We start from the raw sequence: 18,800 nt of genomic DNA on the forward strand, positions 1-18,800 counted from the left end.
CCGGCGTGGCGATCCCGGACACCACCGCGCTGGACCTGGACACGATCCGGGCCGACTTCCCGATCTTGTCCCGCACCGTGCGGGACGGAAAACCGTTGGTGTACCTCGATTCCGGCGCGACCTCGCAGAAGCCGCGGGCGGTCATCGACGCCGAGCGCGACTTCTACGAGCAGCACAACGCCGCAGTGCACCGCGGCGCGCACCAACTCGCCGAGGAAGCGACCGACGAGTTCGAAACCGCTCGGGCACGTGTCGCCGCCTTCATCGGCGCCGCACCGGATGACGTGGTCTTCACCAAGAACGCCACCGAGTCGCTGAACCTGGTCGCCTACGGCCTGTCCAACGCGCTGGCCCCCGGGGCCCTGGACGGTGTGGACCCGGCGATCGCGGACCGGTTGCGCATCGGTCCCGGCGACGAAGTCTGCATCACCGAGATGGAGCACCACGCCAATCTCGTTCCGTGGCAGGAGTTCTGCCGACGCACCGGAGCGACCCTGCGGTGGATCCCGGTGCTGCCCGACGGCACCCTCGACCTCGACAACGCACCGATCGGCGAGCGCACCAAACTGCTGGCCTTCACCCACGTCTCGAACGTCGTGGGCACGATCAACCCGGTCGCGGAGTTGGTGGCCCGGGCGCAGGCCGTCGGAGCACTCACTGTCCTGGACGCGTGCCAGTCCGTGCCGCACCTGCCGGTCGACGTGACCGACCTGGGCGTCGACTTCCTCGCGTTCTCCGGGCACAAGATGCTCGGACCGTCGGGGATCGGTGTGCTGTGGGGACGGCCGGAGCTGCTGGCCGCGTTGCCGCCGTTCCTGACCGGTGGCTCGATGATCGAGCTGGTCACCATGGAGAAGTCGACGTACGCCGCGCCACCCCAGCGCTTCGAAGCCGGCGTTCCGATGGCCGCCCAGGCCGTCGGCCTCGGTGTCGCCGCCGACTACCTGGCGCGCCTCGGGATGGACAACGTCGCCGCTCACGACCGGGCGTTGGTCGCCTACACCCTCGACCGGCTCGCCGAGCGGCCCTGGGTGCGAATCCTCGGACCCACCGATCCGCAGATCCGTTGTGGCGCAGTCGCGTTCACGATCGATGGAGTTCACCCCCACGATGTGGGACAGATCCTCGATGACGCGGGGGTCGCCGTACGCACCGGGCACCATTGCGCCTGGCCGCTGCACCGCGCGCTCAAGGTGCCGGCCTCCACGCGAGCCAGCTTCGCGCCGTACACCACGTTCGAGGAGATCGACGCCTTCGTCGAGGCGCTCAACCGGGTGCCGGTGATCTTCGGATTGGACGTGTGATGGATCTCTACCAGGAAGTGATCCTGGATCACTACAAGCACCCGCAACACGCGGGCCTGCGGGAGCCGTTCGACGCCCAGGTGCACCACATCAACACCACGTGCGGTGACGAGATCACCCTGCGGGTCGACGTCGATGGTGACACGGTCAAGGACGTGTCCTACGACTCGATGGGCTGCTCCATTTCCGTGGCGTCCGCGTCGGTGCTCGCCGAAGAAGTCATCGGCCACTCGATCACCGAGAGCCTGGCCACCTACGAAGCCATGAAGGCGATGCTGACCTCGCGGGGACAGGACCCCGGCGATGAGGAACTCATCGGCGACGGTGTCGCATTCGCCGGCGTCGCCAAGTACCCCGCGCGGGTGAAATGCGCACTGCTGGCGTGGTCGGCCTATCTCGACGCGCTCAGCCGTACCCAGGAGGAAACCGCATGACCGAGACAGCCAACCCCGTCAACGTCGCCGACGTCGAGGAAGCGATGCGCGACGTCGTCGACCCCGAACTCGGGATCAACGTGGTCGATCTCGGCCTGGTCTACGGCGTCACCGTCGACGGTGAGGCCAACGCCGTCCTCGACATGACCCTGACCAGCGCCGCCTGCCCGTTGACCGACGTCATCGAGGACCAGACGGCCGCCGCGCTGGAAGGCCTGGTGGCCAGCCACCGGATCAACTGGGTCTGGATGCCGCCGTGGGGACCGGACAAGATCACCGACGACGGCCGCGAGATGCTGCGCGCCCTCGGTTTCAACATCTGAGGACTTCAACACCCGCGGGCTTCAACACCCGAGGGCCCCAGCACTAAATGCTGATCAGCCCAGCGACGCCGCGTTGAACGTGTCACAGCGGTTCAGGTCGCCGGTCGAATAACCGGTGTAGAACCACTTCTGCCGCTGCGCTGACGTGCCGTGCGTGAAGGTGTCGGGCCGGACCCGGCCGGTGGCCTGGGCCTGGATGTGGTCATCGCCGACCGCTGCCGCGGCGGACAGGGCCGACTTGATGTCCGTGTCGGTGATGTCCGGGATGAACACATTGCCCTGGGAGTCCGTCGTCTGCGAGGCGTAGCGCACCCACAGGCCCGCGTAGCAGTCGGCCTGCAACTCGGTGCGCACCGAGGCGCTGTTGGCACCCTGCGGGTCCTGCTGCGAGGCACCCAGGACACCCAGGATGTTCTGGATGTGGTGGCCGTACTCGTGGGCGATCACGTACTCCTTGGCCAGGGCCCCGGTGTCCGCTCCGTACTTGCTGCTGAGCTCCTGGTAGAAGGAGACGTCCACGTAGACCTTCTGGTCCAGCGGGCAGTAGAACGGGCCCATATCGGCGGTCGCAGTGCCGCAACCGGACTGGGTCCGGCCGGAGTAGATGACCGTAGAGGCCGGGGTGTAGTTCTGGCCGTACTTCGGCAAGTAGCCCGACCAGAAGTTCTGGACACTGTTGACGGTCGCGATGACCCGGCAGGTGTCGTTGCTGTTGGCGTCGGCACCGGTCTTGCACTCACTGAACTGGTCGGTGATCGCGCCGGAGTTCGACGACACCTCACTGGTGTTGTCCAGCGCGTTCGAGGTCCCGCTGGAGCCCAACAGGTTCCCACCGAAGATCGCGGTCAGGATCATGATGATGATGCCGCCGATACCGCCCACTGCGATGCCACCGCGGCGGGCCCCGCCGCCGCCGTAGCCCCCACCTGATCCACCGGACTGCACCTGGGAGGTGTCGAGTCCGACGTTGTCATTGAACGTCATGCGCTGATCATCACCGTTAACGATTGGGGGTGCAAGCGGGCACGCGACTAGAGTCGCTCCACGTGATCGTAGCCGCCGACATCGAACTGCGGGCCGGTTCCCGACTCCTTCTGTCCGATGCGAGCTTCCGGGTAGCGGCCGGTGACCGCATCGGCCTGGTCGGGCGCAACGGCGCCGGAAAGACGACACTGACCAAGGTCCTTGCCGGGCAGAGCCAGCCCGCCGCCGGCTCGGTTACCTCCAGTGGCGAGGTCGGCTACCTCCCGCAGGACCCGCGCACCGGCGACCTGTCGGTTCTGGCCCGCGATCGCATCCTGGCCGCCCGCTCGCTCGACGTGATCGTGCGCGATCTGGCGACCTCGGCGGCCCAGATGGGCGATGACGATCCCGCCGTTGCCGAGCGGGCGATGCGCCGCTACGCGCGCCGCGAGGCCGAGTTCGAAGCCGCCGGAGGGTACGCCGCGCAGTCCGAGGCCGCCGCTATCGCCTCCAGTCTGGGGTTGCCTGAGCGCATCCTCGAGCAACCCCTGTCGACGCTGTCCGGTGGTCAGCGCCGCCGGGTGGAACTGGCCCGGATCCTGTTCTCCGGTGCCGAGACGCTGTTGCTGGACGAACCCACCAACCACCTGGACGCCGACTCCATCGTGTGGCTGCGCGACCACCTGGCCAGCTATTCCGGCGGCCTGATCATCATCAGCCACGACGTCGACCTGTTGGAGAAGGTCGTCAACCGGGTCTTCCACCTCGACGCCAACCGGGCTGTCATCGACCAGTACAACGTGGGGTGGAAGACCTACCTGCAACAGCGCGAGACCGACGAGCGCCGACGCAAACGCGAGTTGCAGAACGCACAGAAGAAGGCCGCCACGCTGCTGGCCCAGGCCGACAAGATGCGGGCCAAGGCCACCAAGGCCACCGCCGCCCAGAACATGGCGCGGCGCGCCGAACGGCTGCTGAGCTCGGTCGAGGGGGAGCGGCAGAGCGACCGCGTCGCCAAACTGCGGTTCCCCAAGCCAGCACCGTGCGGGAAGACGCCGCTGATGGCCGATGGACTGTCCCGGTCCTACGGCTCGCTGGAAATCTTCACCGACGTCGACCTGGCCATCGACCGCGGATCCCGGGTCGTGGTCCTGGGTCTGAACGGCGCCGGCAAGACCACGCTGCTACGAATTCTGGCCGGGATCGATCCGCCGGACACCGGCGTCGTCGAGCACGGGCACGGTCTGCGGCTGGGTTACTACGCCCAGGAGCACGAGAACCTGGACATGGATCGCACCGTGCTGGACAACATGAAGTCCGCCGCGCCGGAGCTCGGCGAGACCGAGACCCGCAAGGTGCTCGGCTCGTTCCTGTTCAGCGGCGATGACGTCGACAAACCGGCCGGGGTGCTCTCCGGTGGTGAGAAGACCCGGTTGTCGCTGGCGCTGCTGGTGGTCTCGTCGGCCAACGTGCTTCTCCTGGACGAACCGACCAACAACCTGGACCCGGCCTCCCGGGAGGAGATCCTGGGTGCGCTGCACGCCTTCGAAGGAGCCGTGGTGTTGGTGACGCACGACGAGGGTGCGGTGCACGCTCTCGAACCGGACCGCGTGTTGCTGCTGCCCGACGGCGTCGAGGACCTGTGGGGTCCCGACTACGCCGATCTCGTGGCGTTGGCCTGAGCGCGGTCAGGCGTCTTCCTCGTCCCAGATCCGCACCTTCTTGGGTTTGGCCGGTCGTGGAGCCGCGCCGCCTCGTGGGGTGCCGGCGCGTTCGTCGCGCAGTTCCCGTCGGGCCCGCATGATGACGAACGCATAGCCCGCCACCATCCCGATCCACCACTGGATCGCGTAGGACAGGTTGATCCCCGCGTAGGAGCCCGGGTCCGGCTCGGGCAGCGAGGCGGGGCGCGCCGGGGAGGCGCCACTCGCCGTACGTTCCGATTGCATGAGCACGAAATTGCTGCTGACCACGTCGGTGGGGCTCAGTCCCGCCGCCGCCACGATGTCCGGCAGATAGATCGACGCGACCTGCCCCGGGACCGGAGGTTTGGTCAGGTTGGGTTCGAACGGCCGCAACCAGCCGACCACGGTGACCTGACCGGAGGGTACGGCGGGAACCGAGTCGGGTGCCGACGCCGTCTTGCCGTTGGGCACCCACCCGCGATCCACGATCACGGTACTCGCACCGTCGGCCGGTGCGGTGAGTCGTAGCGGGACAAGAACCTCGTAGCCGTAGTCGCCGTCGTTGGGCCGGTTACGGGCCAGAACCTGCTGGTCGGCGACGTAGGTGCCGGTCATCGTGACCCTCAGCCAATTGCGTCCACTGCCGACGGCGTCGGCGAGTGGCACCGGGGTGGCGTCGTAGTTGACATGCAGTTGTTCCTGGGCGGTGTGCTTGTCGCTGAAGCGGTGCCACTGCCACAACCCGAGGAAGAAGCAGCCGACGGCCCAGACGGTGGCGACCAACAACCAGGTCAGCCACCGCCGTTCGGTCAGTTTGGCGAGCACCCCCTGACGTTACTCGGCATAGGGTGGGGCCCATGACGTTGACCGACCAGTTCGGTCGGGTGGGGACCGACCTGCGCGTGTCGCTCACCGACCGCTGCAATCTGCGCTGCACCTATTGCATGCCCGAAGAGGGGCTGAACTGGCTGCCGCGCAGCGAACACCTGACCGACGACGAGTTGGTGCGCGTCGTGGGCCTGTTCGTCGCCGAGGGCGTGACCTCGGTCCGGTTGACCGGCGGCGAGCCGCTGTTGCGCCGGGGCCTGCCGGGCGTCGTACGCCGATTGGCCGGGTTGGCGCCCCGCCCCGAGTTGTCGCTGACCACCAACGGGATCGGTCTGGACCGGTTGGCCGCACCACTGGCACAGGCCGGTCTCGACCGGGTGAACGTGTCGTTGGACGCGGTGGACCCGCAGATCTACGCCCGGTTGACCCGCCGGGACAGGTTCCACGACGTCGAGCGCGGACTCAAGGCGGCAGCGGACGCTGGTCTGCTCCCGGTCAAGGTCAACGCGGTGGCCACGCGCGATGGTGAGGATCCGGTGCGGCTGCTCTCCTGGTGCTTGGACCGCGGGTACAACCTGCGGTTCATCGAACAGATGCCGCTGGACGCGGGCCACACGTGGGACCGGGCCACGATGCTGACCAGGGATGAATTGCTGACCACGCTCGGCGCGGCGTTCGAGTTGGCACCCGTCGAGGAACGGGGCAGTGCTCCGGCCGAGCGGTTCACGGTCGACGGCGGACCGGCCACGGTGGGCATCATCGCCAGCGTCACCGCGCCGTTCTGCGGATCGTGCGACCGGGTGCGGCTGACGGCGGACGGGCAGGTGCGCAACTGTCTCTTCGCGCGGGACGAGGACAATCTGCGCGACCCGCTGCGGGCCGGCGCCAGCGACGGTGACCTGGTGGACATCATCCGCGCGACCATGTGGCGCAAGGCCCGGGGGCATGGCATCGGCCGCCCGGATTTCGTGCAACCCGACCGGCCGATGTCCAGTATCGGCGGCTGATGCCGCCGCTGCGGCGCCTCAGGCGCCGGCGGTCACCTTGGAGGTGTACTGCGGGCACAGCGCGCCGATGGACACCCCGAGGAAATAGCCGGCGTTGGTGAGGCTCCAGTCCGGGTGCTTCTCCCGGAGGTCGCCGATCACCGTCAGGATGTTCTTGTCCTGACCCATCTGGCCGCAGACGTACTGACCCTCGGCCAGTGCCGCTGCATCGGTCATGGTGGGGAAGCGCTGCTTCACGACCTTCAGGAAGGCCTGCTTGTGGATCTCGTCGATGCTGGTGCTCGGGCTCGGCGCGGTGCTGGTGGTGGTCGGCGCCTCGGAGGTCGTGGTCTCCGACGTGGTGGTCTCGCTGGGCGTTTCGCTGGTGGTGGTCTCGCTGGTGGTGGTCTCGCTGGGCGTCTCGGACGTCGTGGTGCTAGTGGTGGTCGTGGCCGGGGCGCTGGCGGTGGGATTGACGGTGACGGTGGATCCGCACGCGGTGAGCACTGCCGCGGCCGCGACGGTGGAGGCAGCGGTGATCAGGAGGTTCTTGGACATACCTCTGATCGTGGCATTGAATGGCCCGCACGGCCAGTTCATCCCGGCTACGCCGTAACCGGGAAAGTTCCCGACAGCAGGACGCGGCGATGAGGCTCAGGGGCGGCCGGAGTGCAGCTGCTGATCGGGTCGCCGTGGGCGCACCGACCCGCGGACGTCGACGCGTCGCTGGTTGGTGGCGTTCGCCATGACGACGGCGATGTACGGCAACAGAATCGCGGCGATGGCGAACACCCACCGGATCCAGCCGTGTGTGAAGATCGCCAGCACGAAGCACAGCGTTCGGATCGTCATCGAGATGGTGTAGTTGCGCATCCGGATGGATTGGTCGCCCTTCGGCGACGCCGGCAGATTCGTTGCCGACGGCACGCTGGGCTTGTCACTCACCCGCCTAGGATAGGCGCCGCGCCGCCGATGGGGACTACCCCTCAGTAGTGCACTAACGTCGCGCGGGTGAGCCAGGTCGAGGTCGAGAGCAACGTAGTCCAACCGAATGCCCGCAATGTATTGGTGACCGGCGGTAATCGCGGGATCGGTTACGCCATCGCCGCCGCGTTCGTCGAGCAGGGGCACAAGGTGGTCGTCACCTCGCGCAGCGGGGACGGTCCGGACGGTGCGTACGCCGTGACGGCCGACGTCACCGACGGTGCCTCTGTGGACGCGGCGTTCACCGAGGCCGAGCAGTGGTGCGGGGGACCGATCGAGGTCGTGGTCGCCAACGCGGGTATCACCGCCGACACCCTGTTGATGCGCATGAGCGACGACGACTTCGACCGCGTGCTCGACACGAATCTGGCCGGGACCTTCCGGGTCGCCCGCCGCGCCAGCAAGAGCATGATCCAGCGCCGCTTCGGCCGGTTGATCTTCATCTCCAGCGTGGTGGCGCTCTACGGTTCGCCGGGGCAGGCGAACTACGCCGCCTCCAAGGCGGGTCTGATCGGGTTGGCCCGGTCGATCACGCGCGAGTTGGGCGGCCGGGGGATCACCGCGAACGTCGTGGCTCCCGGTTTCATCGACACCGACATGACGGCGGCGCTGCCGCAGGCGCAGCAGGACGCCTACCTGGCCGCGATCCCGGCCGGCCGGTTCGGTGGCACCAAGGACGTCGCGCGGGCGGTCAGGTTCCTGGCCAGTGACGACGCGGCGTACATCAGCGGAGCCGTCCTGCCCGTGGACGGCGGACTGGGAATGGGGCACTGAGATGGGCCTGCTGGATGGCAAACGCCTGTTGATCACCGGGGTCCTGATGGACTCCTCGATCGCTTTCCACGTCGCCCGGTTGGCCCAGGAGGAGGGTGCGCAGGTCGTGCTCACCTCCTTCGGCCGCACGATGAAGATCACCCAGACCATCGCCAAGCGGCTCCCGCAGACACCCCCGGTCCTGGAACTGGACGTCACGTCCCAGGACGACCTCGACTCGTTGGCCGAGCGGCTGGGTGAGCACATGGACGGTCTGGACGGCGTCCTGCATTCGATCGGCTTCGCGCCGCCGGGTGCCTTCGACTTCCTCGGCGGTGCCTGGGAGGACGTCGCCACCGCGCTGCACGCGTCGGCGTACTCCCTGAAGGCGCTTTCGGTAGCGACTCTGCCTCTGCTGCAACAGGGTTCGTCAATCGTGGGGTTGACGTTCGATGCGAAGTTCGCGTGGCCGGTGTACGACTGGATGGGCGTCGCGAAGGCCGCCTTCGAGTCGACGAACCGCTACCTGGCCCGGGACCTCGGTCCACGTGGCGTGCGGTGCAACCTGGTCGCCGCCGGCCCGATCCGGACCACTGCGGCCAAGTCCATCCCCGGGTTCGAGCAGTTCGAGGACACCTGGTCCACGCGGGCTCCCCTCGGATGGGACGTGCGCGATCCGGAGCCCGCCGCGCGGGCGTGCGTGGCGCTGCTGTCCGACTGGTTCCCGGCTACCACCGGGGAGATCGTGCACGTTGACGGCGGTGTGCACGCGATGGGGCAGTAGCTGCATAGGCTTACCCCCATGACGCGAGTCGCGGTGCGGGTCCTGGAGGGGCCGAACCTCTACTTCCCACGCCCCGCAGCCAAACTCACGCTTGACCTGCCGGAATTGCTCTCGTGCCCGCCTGCTCGCTTCCTGGTCCTGTCGAGCAATCTCGGCGTACGTCGATCGGTCGTCGGGGCGCCGGACAGCGCTGCCCGGCAGCGTGCCTTGATGAGCCTGCTGCCGCCGGTCGTGCGGCGCATCTCCCGGGAGGCGGGGATCACGCGGCTGGGTATCCGGGTGCGCCCGGGCGAGCAGCCCCAGGAGGTGGTGCTCGCGTGCCCGGTGCGCAGCCGCGGTCGCGCGCACGCAGTCGGCGCAGCATTGGGTGCGGTGCTGGATGCTGCTATCGAGGACCGGCTGGATCCCGGCGTCTGGACGCAGGCAGCGTCCACTGTGCGCACCGCGCCGGCCGATGAAACCCTCGAGCCGATCACGCCGCAGGTACCGACGGTGTCCGTCACGGGGACGAACGGCAAGACGACCACGACGCGGCTGATCGCGCACCTGGCGATGACCGCTGGTCTACGGACCGGGTGGAGTTCCACCGATGGCGTACTGGTGCAGGGCGAGGTGGTCGTCAACGGCGACTACTCAGGACCGGCGGGTGCGCGCACGGTGCTGACGGCACCGGGGGTCGAGTTGGCTGTCCTCGAAACCGCCCGTGGTGGAATGCTTTTCAAGGGTTTGGGCATAGCGACGAACGACGTCAGCGTGGTGACCAACGTCAGTGCCGATCACCTCGGGATGCAGGGGGTGGACACCCTTGACCAGTTGGCCGAGGTCAAGGCGATCGTCACCAAGGTCACGTCCGGGTGGGTCGTGCTGAACGGGGACGACCCGCGGGTCTGGGCGATGCGGGCTACGGCTCCCGCGCCGCCGTGGTGCTTCAGTTTGAATCCTGACTCGCCGGCCCTGCGCGAGGCCCAGGCGGTGCGCGGCCGCGGCATCACGGTGCTCGACGGTGACATCGTCACCATCGACGAACACGGCGAACTCGAACGGTTGGTCAGCGTTCTCGACGTCCCCATCACTTTCTCCGGCCTGTCGGAGCAGAACGTCGCCAATGCGCTGGCGGGGGCGGCTGCGGCTCTGGCGGCCGGGCTTTCGCGCGACGCTGTGGTCGAGGGATTGCGTACGTTCGCGCCGGACGTCGCGCACAACCCGGGACGGATGAACATCTACTCGTTGCGTGCGGCCACCGTGGTCCTCGACATGGCGCACAACGAAGCTGGGCTCGCTGCGTTGCTGACTGTCGCCTCCGGACTGCGGCCACCGGGGGCCGAGTTGTGGTTGGGCCTCGGGACCGGAGGGGACCGCACCGACGAGATCCTGGTGAACCTGGGCGAGCAGGCCGGTCTGGCCGCCGATCATGTGTTGCTGGTGCACAAGGAGCACTATCTGCGCGACCGCAACAAGGACGAGATGATGGGCCTGATGCGTGAGGGACTCGCGCGTGCAGGAGTGGTGCCGATCGGTCTGTGCGATGACGAACCGTCCGCTCTGGCAATGCTTGTCGAGCGATCAAGGCCCGGGGACGTCGTCGCGTTGATGACCCACGAGGACCGGGCGGCCCTGCACGAGTGGCTGATCGAGGAGGGTGGACAGGAGGACGACGCCGCCAGCATCCGCCGCAAGGTCCTGACCGCTGCCGGGCGCCACGAACTGGACACCGCGATCGACCAACTGTGGACGATCGAGGACGACCGGCTGCGCATCGAACGGGCGGCGGCCCTCGTGGCCGAGCACCCGGACGACGCCCGGCTGCGGTACGAGTACGCCGGGACGTTCGACAGTGCCGGTCTGGAGCAGGAAGCCCTGCGGCATTACGACCTGGCGATCGAAGGCGGGCTGAGCGAGCCGTTCCGGCACCGCGCGATGATCCAGAAAGCCAGCACTTTGCGACATCTGGGACGGTTGGACGAATCGTTGGCTATCCTGGACGCGCTGGCCCAGGAGCGCCCGAACAGCCTTGTCGTGCAAGCCTTCCGGGCTTTCACCTTGCATGACCTGTCACGCGACGCTGACGCGTTGCGGGATGTCCTCCGGACGGCGCTGTCCGGGTCGACCGATCCGGACGCGGCGCGCTACCCGTCGTCATTGCACCGGTTCACCGAGGCGATCCAGTAGGGAGCGCGATATGTGGAGTGCTCTGGGTGACACCCTGCCCCTGGCAGTCGGCCTCACGCTGAGCCCCATCGCGCTGATCACCGGCCTCATTCTCCTGCTGGGTGACCGGGGCGCACCGAAGGCTGCGCTCTTCGGTGCCGGCTGGTTCACCGCGATCGTGATCCTGGCCACCATCGCGATGGTGCTGGTCGACCGCGCGGAGGAGGATGACCCGGTCCAGGCGTCCAAGGGGGTCGATATCGTCAGCCTCTCCTTCGGGTTGCTGTTCTTCGTGCTGGCCTACCTGACGTGGCACAAGAGGGGGCAGGACGGCGAGAAGGGCCCCGAGCACAAGCTGTTGGATCGCCTCAACACCATCGGCGTCGGTGGGGCGTACGCCATGGGCGTCACTCAGGGCTTCGTGGTCATCAAGAACTGGCCCCTGGCCCTGGGCTCCGGAGCACTATTGGGCGCGGCTGGCCTTGATCGTGCTCAGTCAGTCCTGGCGGTCATTCTCTTCGGGGTCATGGCCACCGGGGGTGTGATCGCGCTGCTGGTCGTGACCATGATCGGCGGCAACCGGCTCAACGGACCCCTCGCCGAATTCCGGGAGTGGCTCGAGGCAAACATCCTGCCCATCACCCTGACGACGCTGCTCTTCTTCGGCAGCTTCTTCCTCGGTAAGGGGCTCGGTATTCTCGGTTGAGGACCCCTACACGCACCGCTGCGCCGTGAGAACGGCGGCGTAAACTGTCAGTATGGCAAAACGCCTGCTGCGTACGTATCCGCTCGAAGCATTCTTTTGTCTGACGTTTGCATTTACCTGGTTAGCGTGGCTACCGCTGCTGATCGATGTCCAGCGAAGTGGTGATCCGCACAGTTCGCTGCGCTGGCTTCATTATGTCGGCGGCACGGGGCCGATGTTCGCGGCGTTTGTCCTCACTTACCTGCTCTATGGTCATGGTGGTGTCCGGCGCCTGTTCCTGCGACAGGTCGGCCGGGGCGCCCCGTACCGCTGGGTGCTGGTCGGCGCTCTCCTGCCGTTCGCGTTCTTCGTCGCCGCCGTGGTCGTTTCCGGCCTCGCGACGAGCCGGTGGGTCGACTTGTCGCAGCTGGGCTCCTCCGATTCCCACCCCGGTGTGACGTTCCTGGGATTCGCACTGATTCAGGTTCTGTGTTTCGGGTTTGGCGAAGAAACAGGATGGCGCGGTTTTGCCCTTCCGCGGCTGCAGGACAAACTCAACCCGTTGATCGCCGCCGTGGCAATCACCGTGCCGTGGGCGCTGTGGCACATACCGGCGTTCTTCTACAACGAGAACATGATGACCATGGGCGTCGCGGGTAGCGTCGGCTGGCTCACGTCGCTGGTAACCGGTTCAGTGATTCTGAGTTGGCTGTTCAACAATTCACGCGGAAGTATTCTCCCGGTCGCTCTCTTCCACGGCCTCCTCGACGTCGTCTTCGTTTCACAGGTCGTGTCAGGCAACCTTGAAAACTACGTCGGCGCGATAATTACGGTGTTTTCGATCGTCATCATGTTTGTCGTGTGGAAAAGCAAGAACAAGGTCACGACGGCGCAGGTGGCGTAGGAGACGTTTCCGACTCCTCCAGCGCCTTGCGCAGGTCGACTTCGTCCTGGGCCGATTGCTGCGCGGCACGGTCGGACAACTCGCGTGGGTCGAGGTCGGGGTCGCCCGGCTGCCACTCGGTGGTGCGGGATCCTGCGCCGGCCTGGTTGGTGTAGTCCTCCAACTCGGCGACGACCTTGGCGTGCTGGTCGACGCATAGGACGACCAGGTCGCCGGGCCGGGCCCGGCTCATGGCGTCGCGCGTGGCTTCCAGCTCGTCGAGCACCGTCACGACGGTCTGGCAGCGGGCGCCGTCGGCGATAGCAGCTTCGACGCCCTCGGCGAGAAGCTCTGCGGAGACACCTTTTTCGCGCCGGCGAAGGTTCTCGTCCTCTCGTAGTACCAGGACGTCGAAGTGCTGGGCAGCGATCGTTCCGAGCTCCATGATGTCCGCGTCTCGGCGATCACCCGGCGCACCGATCATCCCGATCCGGGTGACCGGGTGCTCGACCGAGCGTTCCTTCTGCTCGGCGTAGCGTTCGACGAACTCGCCCAACTCCCGCATGCCCGGCGGGTTGTGGCAGTAATCGACGAAGACGTCGGCGCCGTTGATCTCGGCCTTGTTGAGCCGGCCGGGGGACAGGTAGTACGACGTGGTGAAGGTCCGCAGACCCTGGCGGATGTCGTGTAACGGTGCCCCGGCGGCGAAGGCCGCGCCGGCCGCGGCCAGCGCGTTCGCAACGTTCATCCGAGCGGCGCCGCCGAAAGTGGACGGCAACAGATGCGTCCAGGCCAGCGGCATCGACCGGCGCCCCTGTTTCAGGACGATCATCTCGCCGCGGTCCGAGGGTTCGAGTACGACGGCCCGGGCTCCCCGCCGACATCGCTCATCGACGAACTCCCTGATGCGACTGCCGGGCGGCTCCATCGAGAACCACACGACCGTGCCGCTACAGCGGCGCCGCATAGCCCGGACCAGGTCGTCATCCGCGTTCAGGACGGCGAAGCCATCACGCGGAACCGCTTCAACCACAACGGATTTCACGTTCGCCAGATCCTGGAGAGTCTCGATCCCACGGGTACCGAGATGGTCGGCGGCGATATTGGTGACCACCGCGATGTCGTTGCGGTCGTAGCCCAACCCTTCGCGCAGGATGCCGCCACGGGCGACCTCCAGGACGGCGAAGTCGACCCGCGGGTTCTGCAGCACCATGCGTGCCGAGCGCGGACCCGAGGCGTCGGCCTTGATGAGCAGCCGCTCGTCGATCACGATGCCGTCGGTGGAGGTCATCCCGACCTTGCGACCCATGCCCTTCATGATGTGCGCGAGCATCCGCGAGGTCGTGGTCTTGCCGTTGGTGCCCGTGACGGCAACGATCGGCACCCGCGACGGACTGCCCGGTGGGAACAGCAGGTCCACGACGGGTTTGGCGATGAACTGCGGTTCGCCGACCGTGGGGTGGGTGTGCATCCGGAAACCCGGAGCGGCGTTCACCTCACAGATCGCGCCCCCGGTCTCCCGCACCGGTGCCGTGATGTCCGGGCAGATGAAGTCGATCCCAGCAACGTCCAGACCGATGACGCGGGCTGCCTCTTCGGCGATCTCGACGTTGTCCGGGTGCGCATCGAAGGTGCGGTCCACGGAGATCCCTCCGGTGGACATGTTGCCGGTCAGCGCCAGTTTGACCATCTCGCCCTTCTGCGGGATATCGGTCATGGCGTAGCCCTGGTCGGCAACCAGTTCGACCGCGGCATCGTCGACCCGGATGCGGGTCAGTACCTTCTCGTGTCCGACACCCCGGCGAGGATCGGCGTTGGTGATCTCGACCAGTTCGGTGACCGAATGCTCACCGTCGCCCATCACGTGGGCAGGCACCCGCTCGGCGATGGCGGCCATGTGCCCGTCGATGATCAGGCAGCGGTAATCCTTTCCGGTGATGAAGGATTCAACCTGGACCACGCCTCGTCGCGACTCCGCTTCGGCGACCCGGAACGCCTCGCGGACCTCTTCCTCGGAGCGCAGGTTGAGGCAGACCCCCCGACCGTGGTTGCCGTCCAGCGGCTTGACCACCACGGGGTAGCCGATCCAGCGAGCGGCCCGGACGGCGCCATCCTCCGATCGCACGGTCTCCGCCTTCGGCACCGGCAGTCCGGCCGACCCGAGCAGAGTCGTGGTGAGGTTCTTGTCACCCGCGATGTCGACCGCCAGGGCCGAGGTCTGGGAGGTCATCGTGGCCCGGATCCGCTGTTGGTGCACGCCCTGGCCCAGTTGGACAAGGGAGTACTGGTTCAACCGGGTCCACGGGATGTCCCGGCTGACCGCCTCCTCCAGGATGGCGGCGGTCGACGGGCCGAAGGCCGTACGAGCCGCCAGGCGAAGGAAGCTCTCACGCTCGGTGGCCCAGTCGAACTCCGGATCGTGCTGCACGAGGTCGTTCACCAGCCGAACGGCCAGCTCGCCGGCCGCGAGCCCGACCCGCTCATCGACGTACCCGAACACGATGTTGTAGCGGCCCGGCACGCCCTTGACCGCGCGGGTTTTGCCCCGGCGCATGTCGTGACCGGTCTCCTGCTGCAGCTGCAGGGCGACGTGTTCGGTGACGTGCCCCAGCCAGGTGCCTTCGCGCAGACGCTCGACGAACCCGCCGCGGTAGCCGCGCGAGCAGGTGTGCTCGGCGAGCGCCGGGAGGGCCTCGAGGAGTCGGTCGGTGAAACCGGGCAGCGTGTCGGTCGGATAGGCCTCCAGCACACCGAGATCCACGACCAGATGGATGGCCTGCTCGAAGGACCACACGTTCGGCCCGCGGTAGACGCGGCGTTCGGCGATGGTGAGTTCGGGGGCCGGCGGACCGGAGGGTTCGGGGCGTTCGGGACGGGACAACATGGGCCTCCGGATCAGGTCAGTGGCTCGGGCTCGCGGCGCAGTCAGTGCCGCAGGGCGGCGGCCGCGGCGGCGGTGTCGTGCCGGTCGCGGCTGAAGGACACCGAGATGTCGGCGTTCTTCTCGACGAAATGGGTCAGCGTCGCGGTGCTCAGGTCGAAGGTCGCACCGAACGGCAACGAATGGACGATGGCACCCGAAACCAGCAGCGGCGCATCGCGTTTGGCCTCGTGGGCGTCGGTCACGGCGGACCGGGCATCGACAACGAACACGGCACCGGATCCGACGACGGTCAGCTCGGTCTCGTCGCGGATCTCGGCCGCGGTGTCCTCATCAATGCCGATACCCAGCAGGCTCGGGGAGCCGGCCACCAATGACATCAAGCGGCCGTAGCGGGCGCGTTGATCGAAGTGCTGGTCCACGATGACGCCAGTGAGCAGCCCGAGGCCCACCGTCAGCTGGCTGGAGCGTTGCCGCGGGGTCACGCCCTCCTCGCCCATCGAGATCATGAACTGGCTCATGATCGAGGCGCCGGCGCTGGTGCCGGCGATCACGGCGCCTCGTTGATAGGCCCGCAGCAGCGCGTCGCCCATCGGCGTGCCGACCACCAGTTGGGACAGTCGCAATTGGTTGCCGCCGGACAGGAACACCCCGGTCGCCTGGTCGAGACGGGCGACGAGATCGGGGTCGCTGCTCGCGCTGCGGGTGGGCGGGTTGACCGCACCGATCTCCTGGACGCCCAACCGGCTGAAGACCGTCGAGTAGACCGACACCACTTCGTCGGGGACCGAGGAGGCCGTCGGGATGATGACGATGTTGGCGGCGCGACCACCGGCGAGGCGCACGAAACGGCGCAGGATCGTGACCCGGCCGACCTTGTCCTCGGCGCCGCCGACGATGAGCAGGGTGCGCGCGATGTTCGCGTCCTCAGTCATGCACCGAGTCTTTCAGTCATGCACCGAGTCTAGGGAGTGCACCGGGTTCTGGGCGTGCCGGTCGGCGGAGAGCCCCATCAGGAACAGGACGCTGTCCAGATGCGGTTGGTTCAGAGCCGCATGGGCCTGCTCACGCACGATTGGCTTGGCGTTGTAGGCGATCCCCAGTCCGGCCGCCGCGAGCATGTCCAGATCGTTCGCACCATCGCCCACCGCGACGGTGCGCTCTGCGGGGATGTCGAGGGCGGTCGCCAGTTCGCGCAGGGTCGCTGCCTTGGCGGCGCGGTCGATGATCGGTCCCGTGGTGCGACCGGTGAGTACGCCGCCCTGCACCTCCAGTGCGTTGGCGCGGGCGTAGTCGATGCCCAGGTCGGCGGCCAGCGGACCCACGATCTCGATGAACCCGCCGGACACCACGGCCACCGTGAAGCCGTGCGCCTTGGCCGTAGCGATCAGGTTGCGGGCGCCGGGGCTGAGTTCGACCTGTCGCCGGACCTGCTCGAAGACGGTCTCGGGCAGTCCGACCAGGGCCGCGACCCGCTCGGTGAGGGACTGCGCGAAATCGAGTTCACCGCGCATCGCGCGCTCGGTCACGGCAGCGACCTCCCGCTCGCGGCCGGCGTGGGCGGCCAGGAGTTCGATGACCTCCTGCTGGATGAGGGTGCTGTCCACATCCATGATCAGCAGCCCGGGACCCGGCTCGTGCAAGGCAGCATCGGTGACGGCCAGGTCGACATCGTGGTCGGTCGCCACCTGGGCGAGAACCTCCCGCAGCGCACCGATGTCCGGACCCGTGACCTGGGTGGAGACGGCCGTCAGCGGATCGTCGGTCAGGCTCGCCCAGGTATCGGTGAGGCCACCCACGGAGGCGACCACTCGGCGTACGTCGGCCCGGGCAGCCTCGACGGCGGCACGGTCAGCGGCGAGAACGACAACGAACGCGACGGTCACCCCTCAATGATGGTGCCTTTTCCGACCACGGTGATACCGGACTCGGTCACCGTGAACCCGCGGGCCCGGTCCTGCTCGTGGTCCACGCCGATCGAGATGCCTGCGGGCACCCGCACTTCCTTGTCGATGATGGCGCGTTCGATGACGCAGTCACGTCCGATGTCGACGCCGTCCAACAGCACGGATGCCCGGATGGTGGACCGGCTGTGGGTGTGCACGTTCAGGCCGAGCACGGACTCATCGATGCTGGAGCCGCTGATGATGCACCCGGGGGAGACCATGGACCCGGTAGCCACGCCCTGGCGTTGTTCAGCTCCCATGACGAACTTCGCGGGCGGGAACGAGCCGTCGTTGGTCAGGATCGGCCATTCGTAGTTGTAGACGTTGAAGACCGGGTAAATGGATACCAGGTCCATATGGGCCTCGTAGTAGGAGTCCAAGGTCCCCACGTCGCGCCAGTAGCCGCGGTCGCGATCGGTCGCGCCGGGGATTTCGTTATCCCTGAAGTCGTAGGCGTAGGCCTCACCTCGATCGACGAAGGCCGGGATGATGTTGCCGCCCATGTCGTGATTGCTGTCCTCTTTGGCGTCATCCAGCACGATCTTGACCAGGGCGTCGGCGTCGAAGACGTAGTTGCCCATCGAGGCCAGGACCTCGTGCGGAGCATCCGCCAACGGCTTGGGGTCGGAGGGCTTCTCGCGGAAGGCGGCGATCTTGTTGTCACCGGCGTCGGACAGTTCGATCACGCCGAACTGATCAGCCAGGCTGATCGGCTGGCGGATCGCAGCCACACTGACAGCGGCCCCGGTCTGGACGTGCCGCTTGACCATCTGGCTGAAATCCATCCGGTAGACGTGGTCGGCGCCGACCACGACGACGATGTCCGGTTTGTGGTCGTAGATCAGGTTCAGGCTCTGGTAGATCGCATCGGCCGACCCGGAGTACCAGCTTTTCCCGCGGCGCTGCTGCGCGGGAACCGGGGTCACGTAGTTGTCCAGCATGCTCGACAGACGCCAGGTCTTACTGATGTGCCGGTCGAGGCTGTGTGACTTGTACTGCGTCAGCACCACCATCTGCAGGTAGCCGCTGTGGGCGAGGTTGGTCAGCGCGAAGTCGATGAGCCGGTAGATCCCGCCGAACGGTACCGCCGGTTTGGCGCGGTCCGCGGTCAGCGGCATCAACCGCTTGCCTTCGCCACCCGCCAGAACGATCGCCAGAACCCGTAGACCGCTTCGTCTCGCCATGGCCTCAACCTATGCCGCCGCGGGCGAAT

The 18,800-nt window shown here is 67.2% G+C and carries 18 protein-coding genes; 10 read left to right on the top strand and 8 right to left on the bottom strand.

The window, feature by feature from the left end:
* The first annotated feature begins 11 nt into the window (after nt 1–11).
* From AZH51_RS10305 to AZH51_RS10315, 3 genes are read left to right on the top strand one after another with little or no spacing between them, the layout of a single operon-like run.
* The gene (locus AZH51_RS10305; RefSeq protein WP_291524288.1) at nt 12–1,304 is read left to right on the top strand and encodes an aminotransferase class V-fold PLP-dependent enzyme; all 1,293 of its coding nucleotides are present in this window, start codon (nt 12–14) and stop codon (nt 1,302–1,304) included.
* Nucleotides 1,304–1,738: a Fe-S cluster assembly sulfur transfer protein SufU gene (gene sufU, locus AZH51_RS10310; RefSeq protein WP_291523904.1), complete on the top strand. Its 435-nt coding sequence runs from the start codon at nt 1,304–1,306 to the stop codon at nt 1,736–1,738. The genes AZH51_RS10305 and sufU overlap by 1 nt, the downstream gene beginning before the upstream one ends.
* Nucleotides 1,735–2,061 carry a metal-sulfur cluster assembly factor gene (locus AZH51_RS10315; RefSeq protein ID WP_291523906.1) on the top strand — a complete coding sequence of 109 codons (327 nt, stop codon included), beginning with the start codon at nt 1,735–1,737 and terminating at the stop codon, nt 2,059–2,061. The genes sufU and AZH51_RS10315 overlap by 4 nt, the downstream gene beginning before the upstream one ends.
* Before the next feature lie 54 nt (nt 2,062–2,115).
* On the opposite strand, the gene AZH51_RS10320 is transcribed toward AZH51_RS10315, so the two are convergent.
* Nucleotides 2,116–3,045 carry a neutral zinc metallopeptidase gene (locus AZH51_RS10320; protein WP_291523908.1) on the bottom strand — a complete coding sequence of 310 codons (930 nt, stop codon included), beginning with the start codon at nt 3,043–3,045 and terminating at the stop codon, nt 2,116–2,118.
* 62 nt (nt 3,046–3,107) lie between these two features.
* On the opposite strand from AZH51_RS10320, the gene AZH51_RS10325 reads away from it, so the two are divergent.
* A complete protein-coding gene (locus tag AZH51_RS10325; RefSeq protein WP_291523910.1) occupies nt 3,108–4,706 on the top strand; it encodes an ABC-F family ATP-binding cassette domain-containing protein in 1,599 nt (532 codons plus the stop codon).
* Nucleotides 4,707–4,712: 6 nt separating this feature from the next.
* Here the strand turns inward: AZH51_RS10325 and AZH51_RS10330 are convergent, their stop codons facing one another.
* Nucleotides 4,713–5,534 carry an SURF1 family protein gene (locus tag AZH51_RS10330; protein ID WP_291523912.1) on the bottom strand — a complete coding sequence of 274 codons (822 nt, stop codon included), beginning with the start codon at nt 5,532–5,534 and terminating at the stop codon, nt 4,713–4,715.
* Between the two features lie 32 nt (nt 5,535–5,566).
* On the opposite strand from AZH51_RS10330, the gene moaA reads away from it, so the two are divergent.
* A complete protein-coding gene (gene moaA / locus AZH51_RS10335; protein WP_291523914.1) occupies nt 5,567–6,544 on the top strand; it encodes a GTP 3',8-cyclase MoaA in 978 nt (325 codons plus the stop codon).
* A gap of 18 nt (nt 6,545–6,562) precedes the next feature.
* Here moaA and AZH51_RS10340 read toward each other — a convergent pair whose 3' ends face one another.
* Nucleotides 6,563–7,081, bottom strand: a complete 519-nt coding sequence (locus tag AZH51_RS10340) for a DUF732 domain-containing protein (RefSeq protein WP_291523916.1) — start codon at nt 7,079–7,081, stop codon at nt 6,563–6,565.
* Nucleotides 7,082–7,177: 96 nt separating this feature from the next.
* On the bottom strand, nt 7,178–7,468 hold the full coding sequence (locus tag AZH51_RS10345; protein WP_291523918.1) for a DUF3099 domain-containing protein: 291 nt from the start codon (nt 7,466–7,468) through the stop codon (nt 7,178–7,180).
* Between the two features lie 66 nt (nt 7,469–7,534).
* Between AZH51_RS10345 and fabG the strand changes: the two genes are divergently transcribed.
* The 5 genes from fabG to AZH51_RS10370 are packed head-to-tail and all read left to right on the top strand — an operon-like array spanning nt 7,535 to nt 12,781.
* Complete coding sequence (gene fabG / locus AZH51_RS10350) at nt 7,535–8,281, top strand: 3-oxoacyl-ACP reductase FabG (RefSeq protein WP_291523919.1); 747 nt, start codon at nt 7,535–7,537, stop codon at nt 8,279–8,281.
* A gap of 1 nt (nt 8,282) precedes the next feature.
* Nucleotides 8,283–9,044 carry an enoyl-ACP reductase FabI gene (gene fabI, locus AZH51_RS10355; protein WP_291523921.1) on the top strand — a complete coding sequence of 254 codons (762 nt, stop codon included), beginning with the start codon at nt 8,283–8,285 and terminating at the stop codon, nt 9,042–9,044.
* 18 nt (nt 9,045–9,062) lie between these two features.
* Nucleotides 9,063–11,213, top strand: coding sequence for a tetratricopeptide repeat protein (locus AZH51_RS10360; protein ID WP_291523923.1), 2,151 nt, complete (start codon nt 9,063–9,065; stop codon nt 11,211–11,213).
* Nucleotides 11,214–11,223: 10 nt separating this feature from the next.
* Entirely contained in the window at nt 11,224–11,898 is a 675-nt protein-coding gene (locus AZH51_RS10365; protein ID WP_291523925.1) for a GAP family protein, read from the top strand.
* Nucleotides 11,899–11,950: 52 nt separating this feature from the next.
* Nucleotides 11,951–12,781, top strand: a complete 831-nt coding sequence (locus tag AZH51_RS10370; RefSeq protein WP_291523927.1) for a CPBP family intramembrane glutamic endopeptidase — start codon at nt 11,951–11,953, stop codon at nt 12,779–12,781.
* On the opposite strand, the gene cphA is transcribed toward AZH51_RS10370, so the two are convergent.
* Genes cphA through glgC form a run of 4 tightly spaced genes read right to left on the bottom strand, consistent with a single transcriptional unit; the run spans nt 12,759 to nt 18,771 of the window.
* Complete coding sequence (gene cphA / locus AZH51_RS10375; protein WP_291523929.1) at nt 12,759–15,644, bottom strand: cyanophycin synthetase; 2,886 nt, start codon at nt 15,642–15,644, stop codon at nt 12,759–12,761. The genes AZH51_RS10370 and cphA overlap by 23 nt on opposite strands.
* Before the next feature lie 41 nt (nt 15,645–15,685).
* Complete coding sequence (locus tag AZH51_RS10380) at nt 15,686–16,576, bottom strand: cyanophycinase (RefSeq protein WP_291523931.1); 891 nt, start codon at nt 16,574–16,576, stop codon at nt 15,686–15,688.
* A 12-nt stretch (nt 16,577–16,588) separates the two neighbouring features.
* On the bottom strand, nt 16,589–17,527 hold the full coding sequence (gene serB / locus AZH51_RS10385; protein WP_291523934.1) for a phosphoserine phosphatase SerB: 939 nt from the start codon (nt 17,525–17,527) through the stop codon (nt 16,589–16,591).
* On the bottom strand, nt 17,524–18,771 hold the full coding sequence (gene glgC, locus AZH51_RS10390; protein WP_291523936.1) for a glucose-1-phosphate adenylyltransferase: 1,248 nt from the start codon (nt 18,769–18,771) through the stop codon (nt 17,524–17,526). Before glgC ends, serB begins: the two co-directional genes overlap by 4 nt.
* Between the last annotated feature and the right edge of the window lie 29 nt (nt 18,772–18,800).

Source organism: Branchiibius sp. NY16-3462-2 (genome assembly GCF_001594145.1).
In the GTDB taxonomy this organism is placed as follows: domain Bacteria; phylum Actinomycetota; class Actinomycetes; order Actinomycetales; family Dermatophilaceae; genus Branchiibius.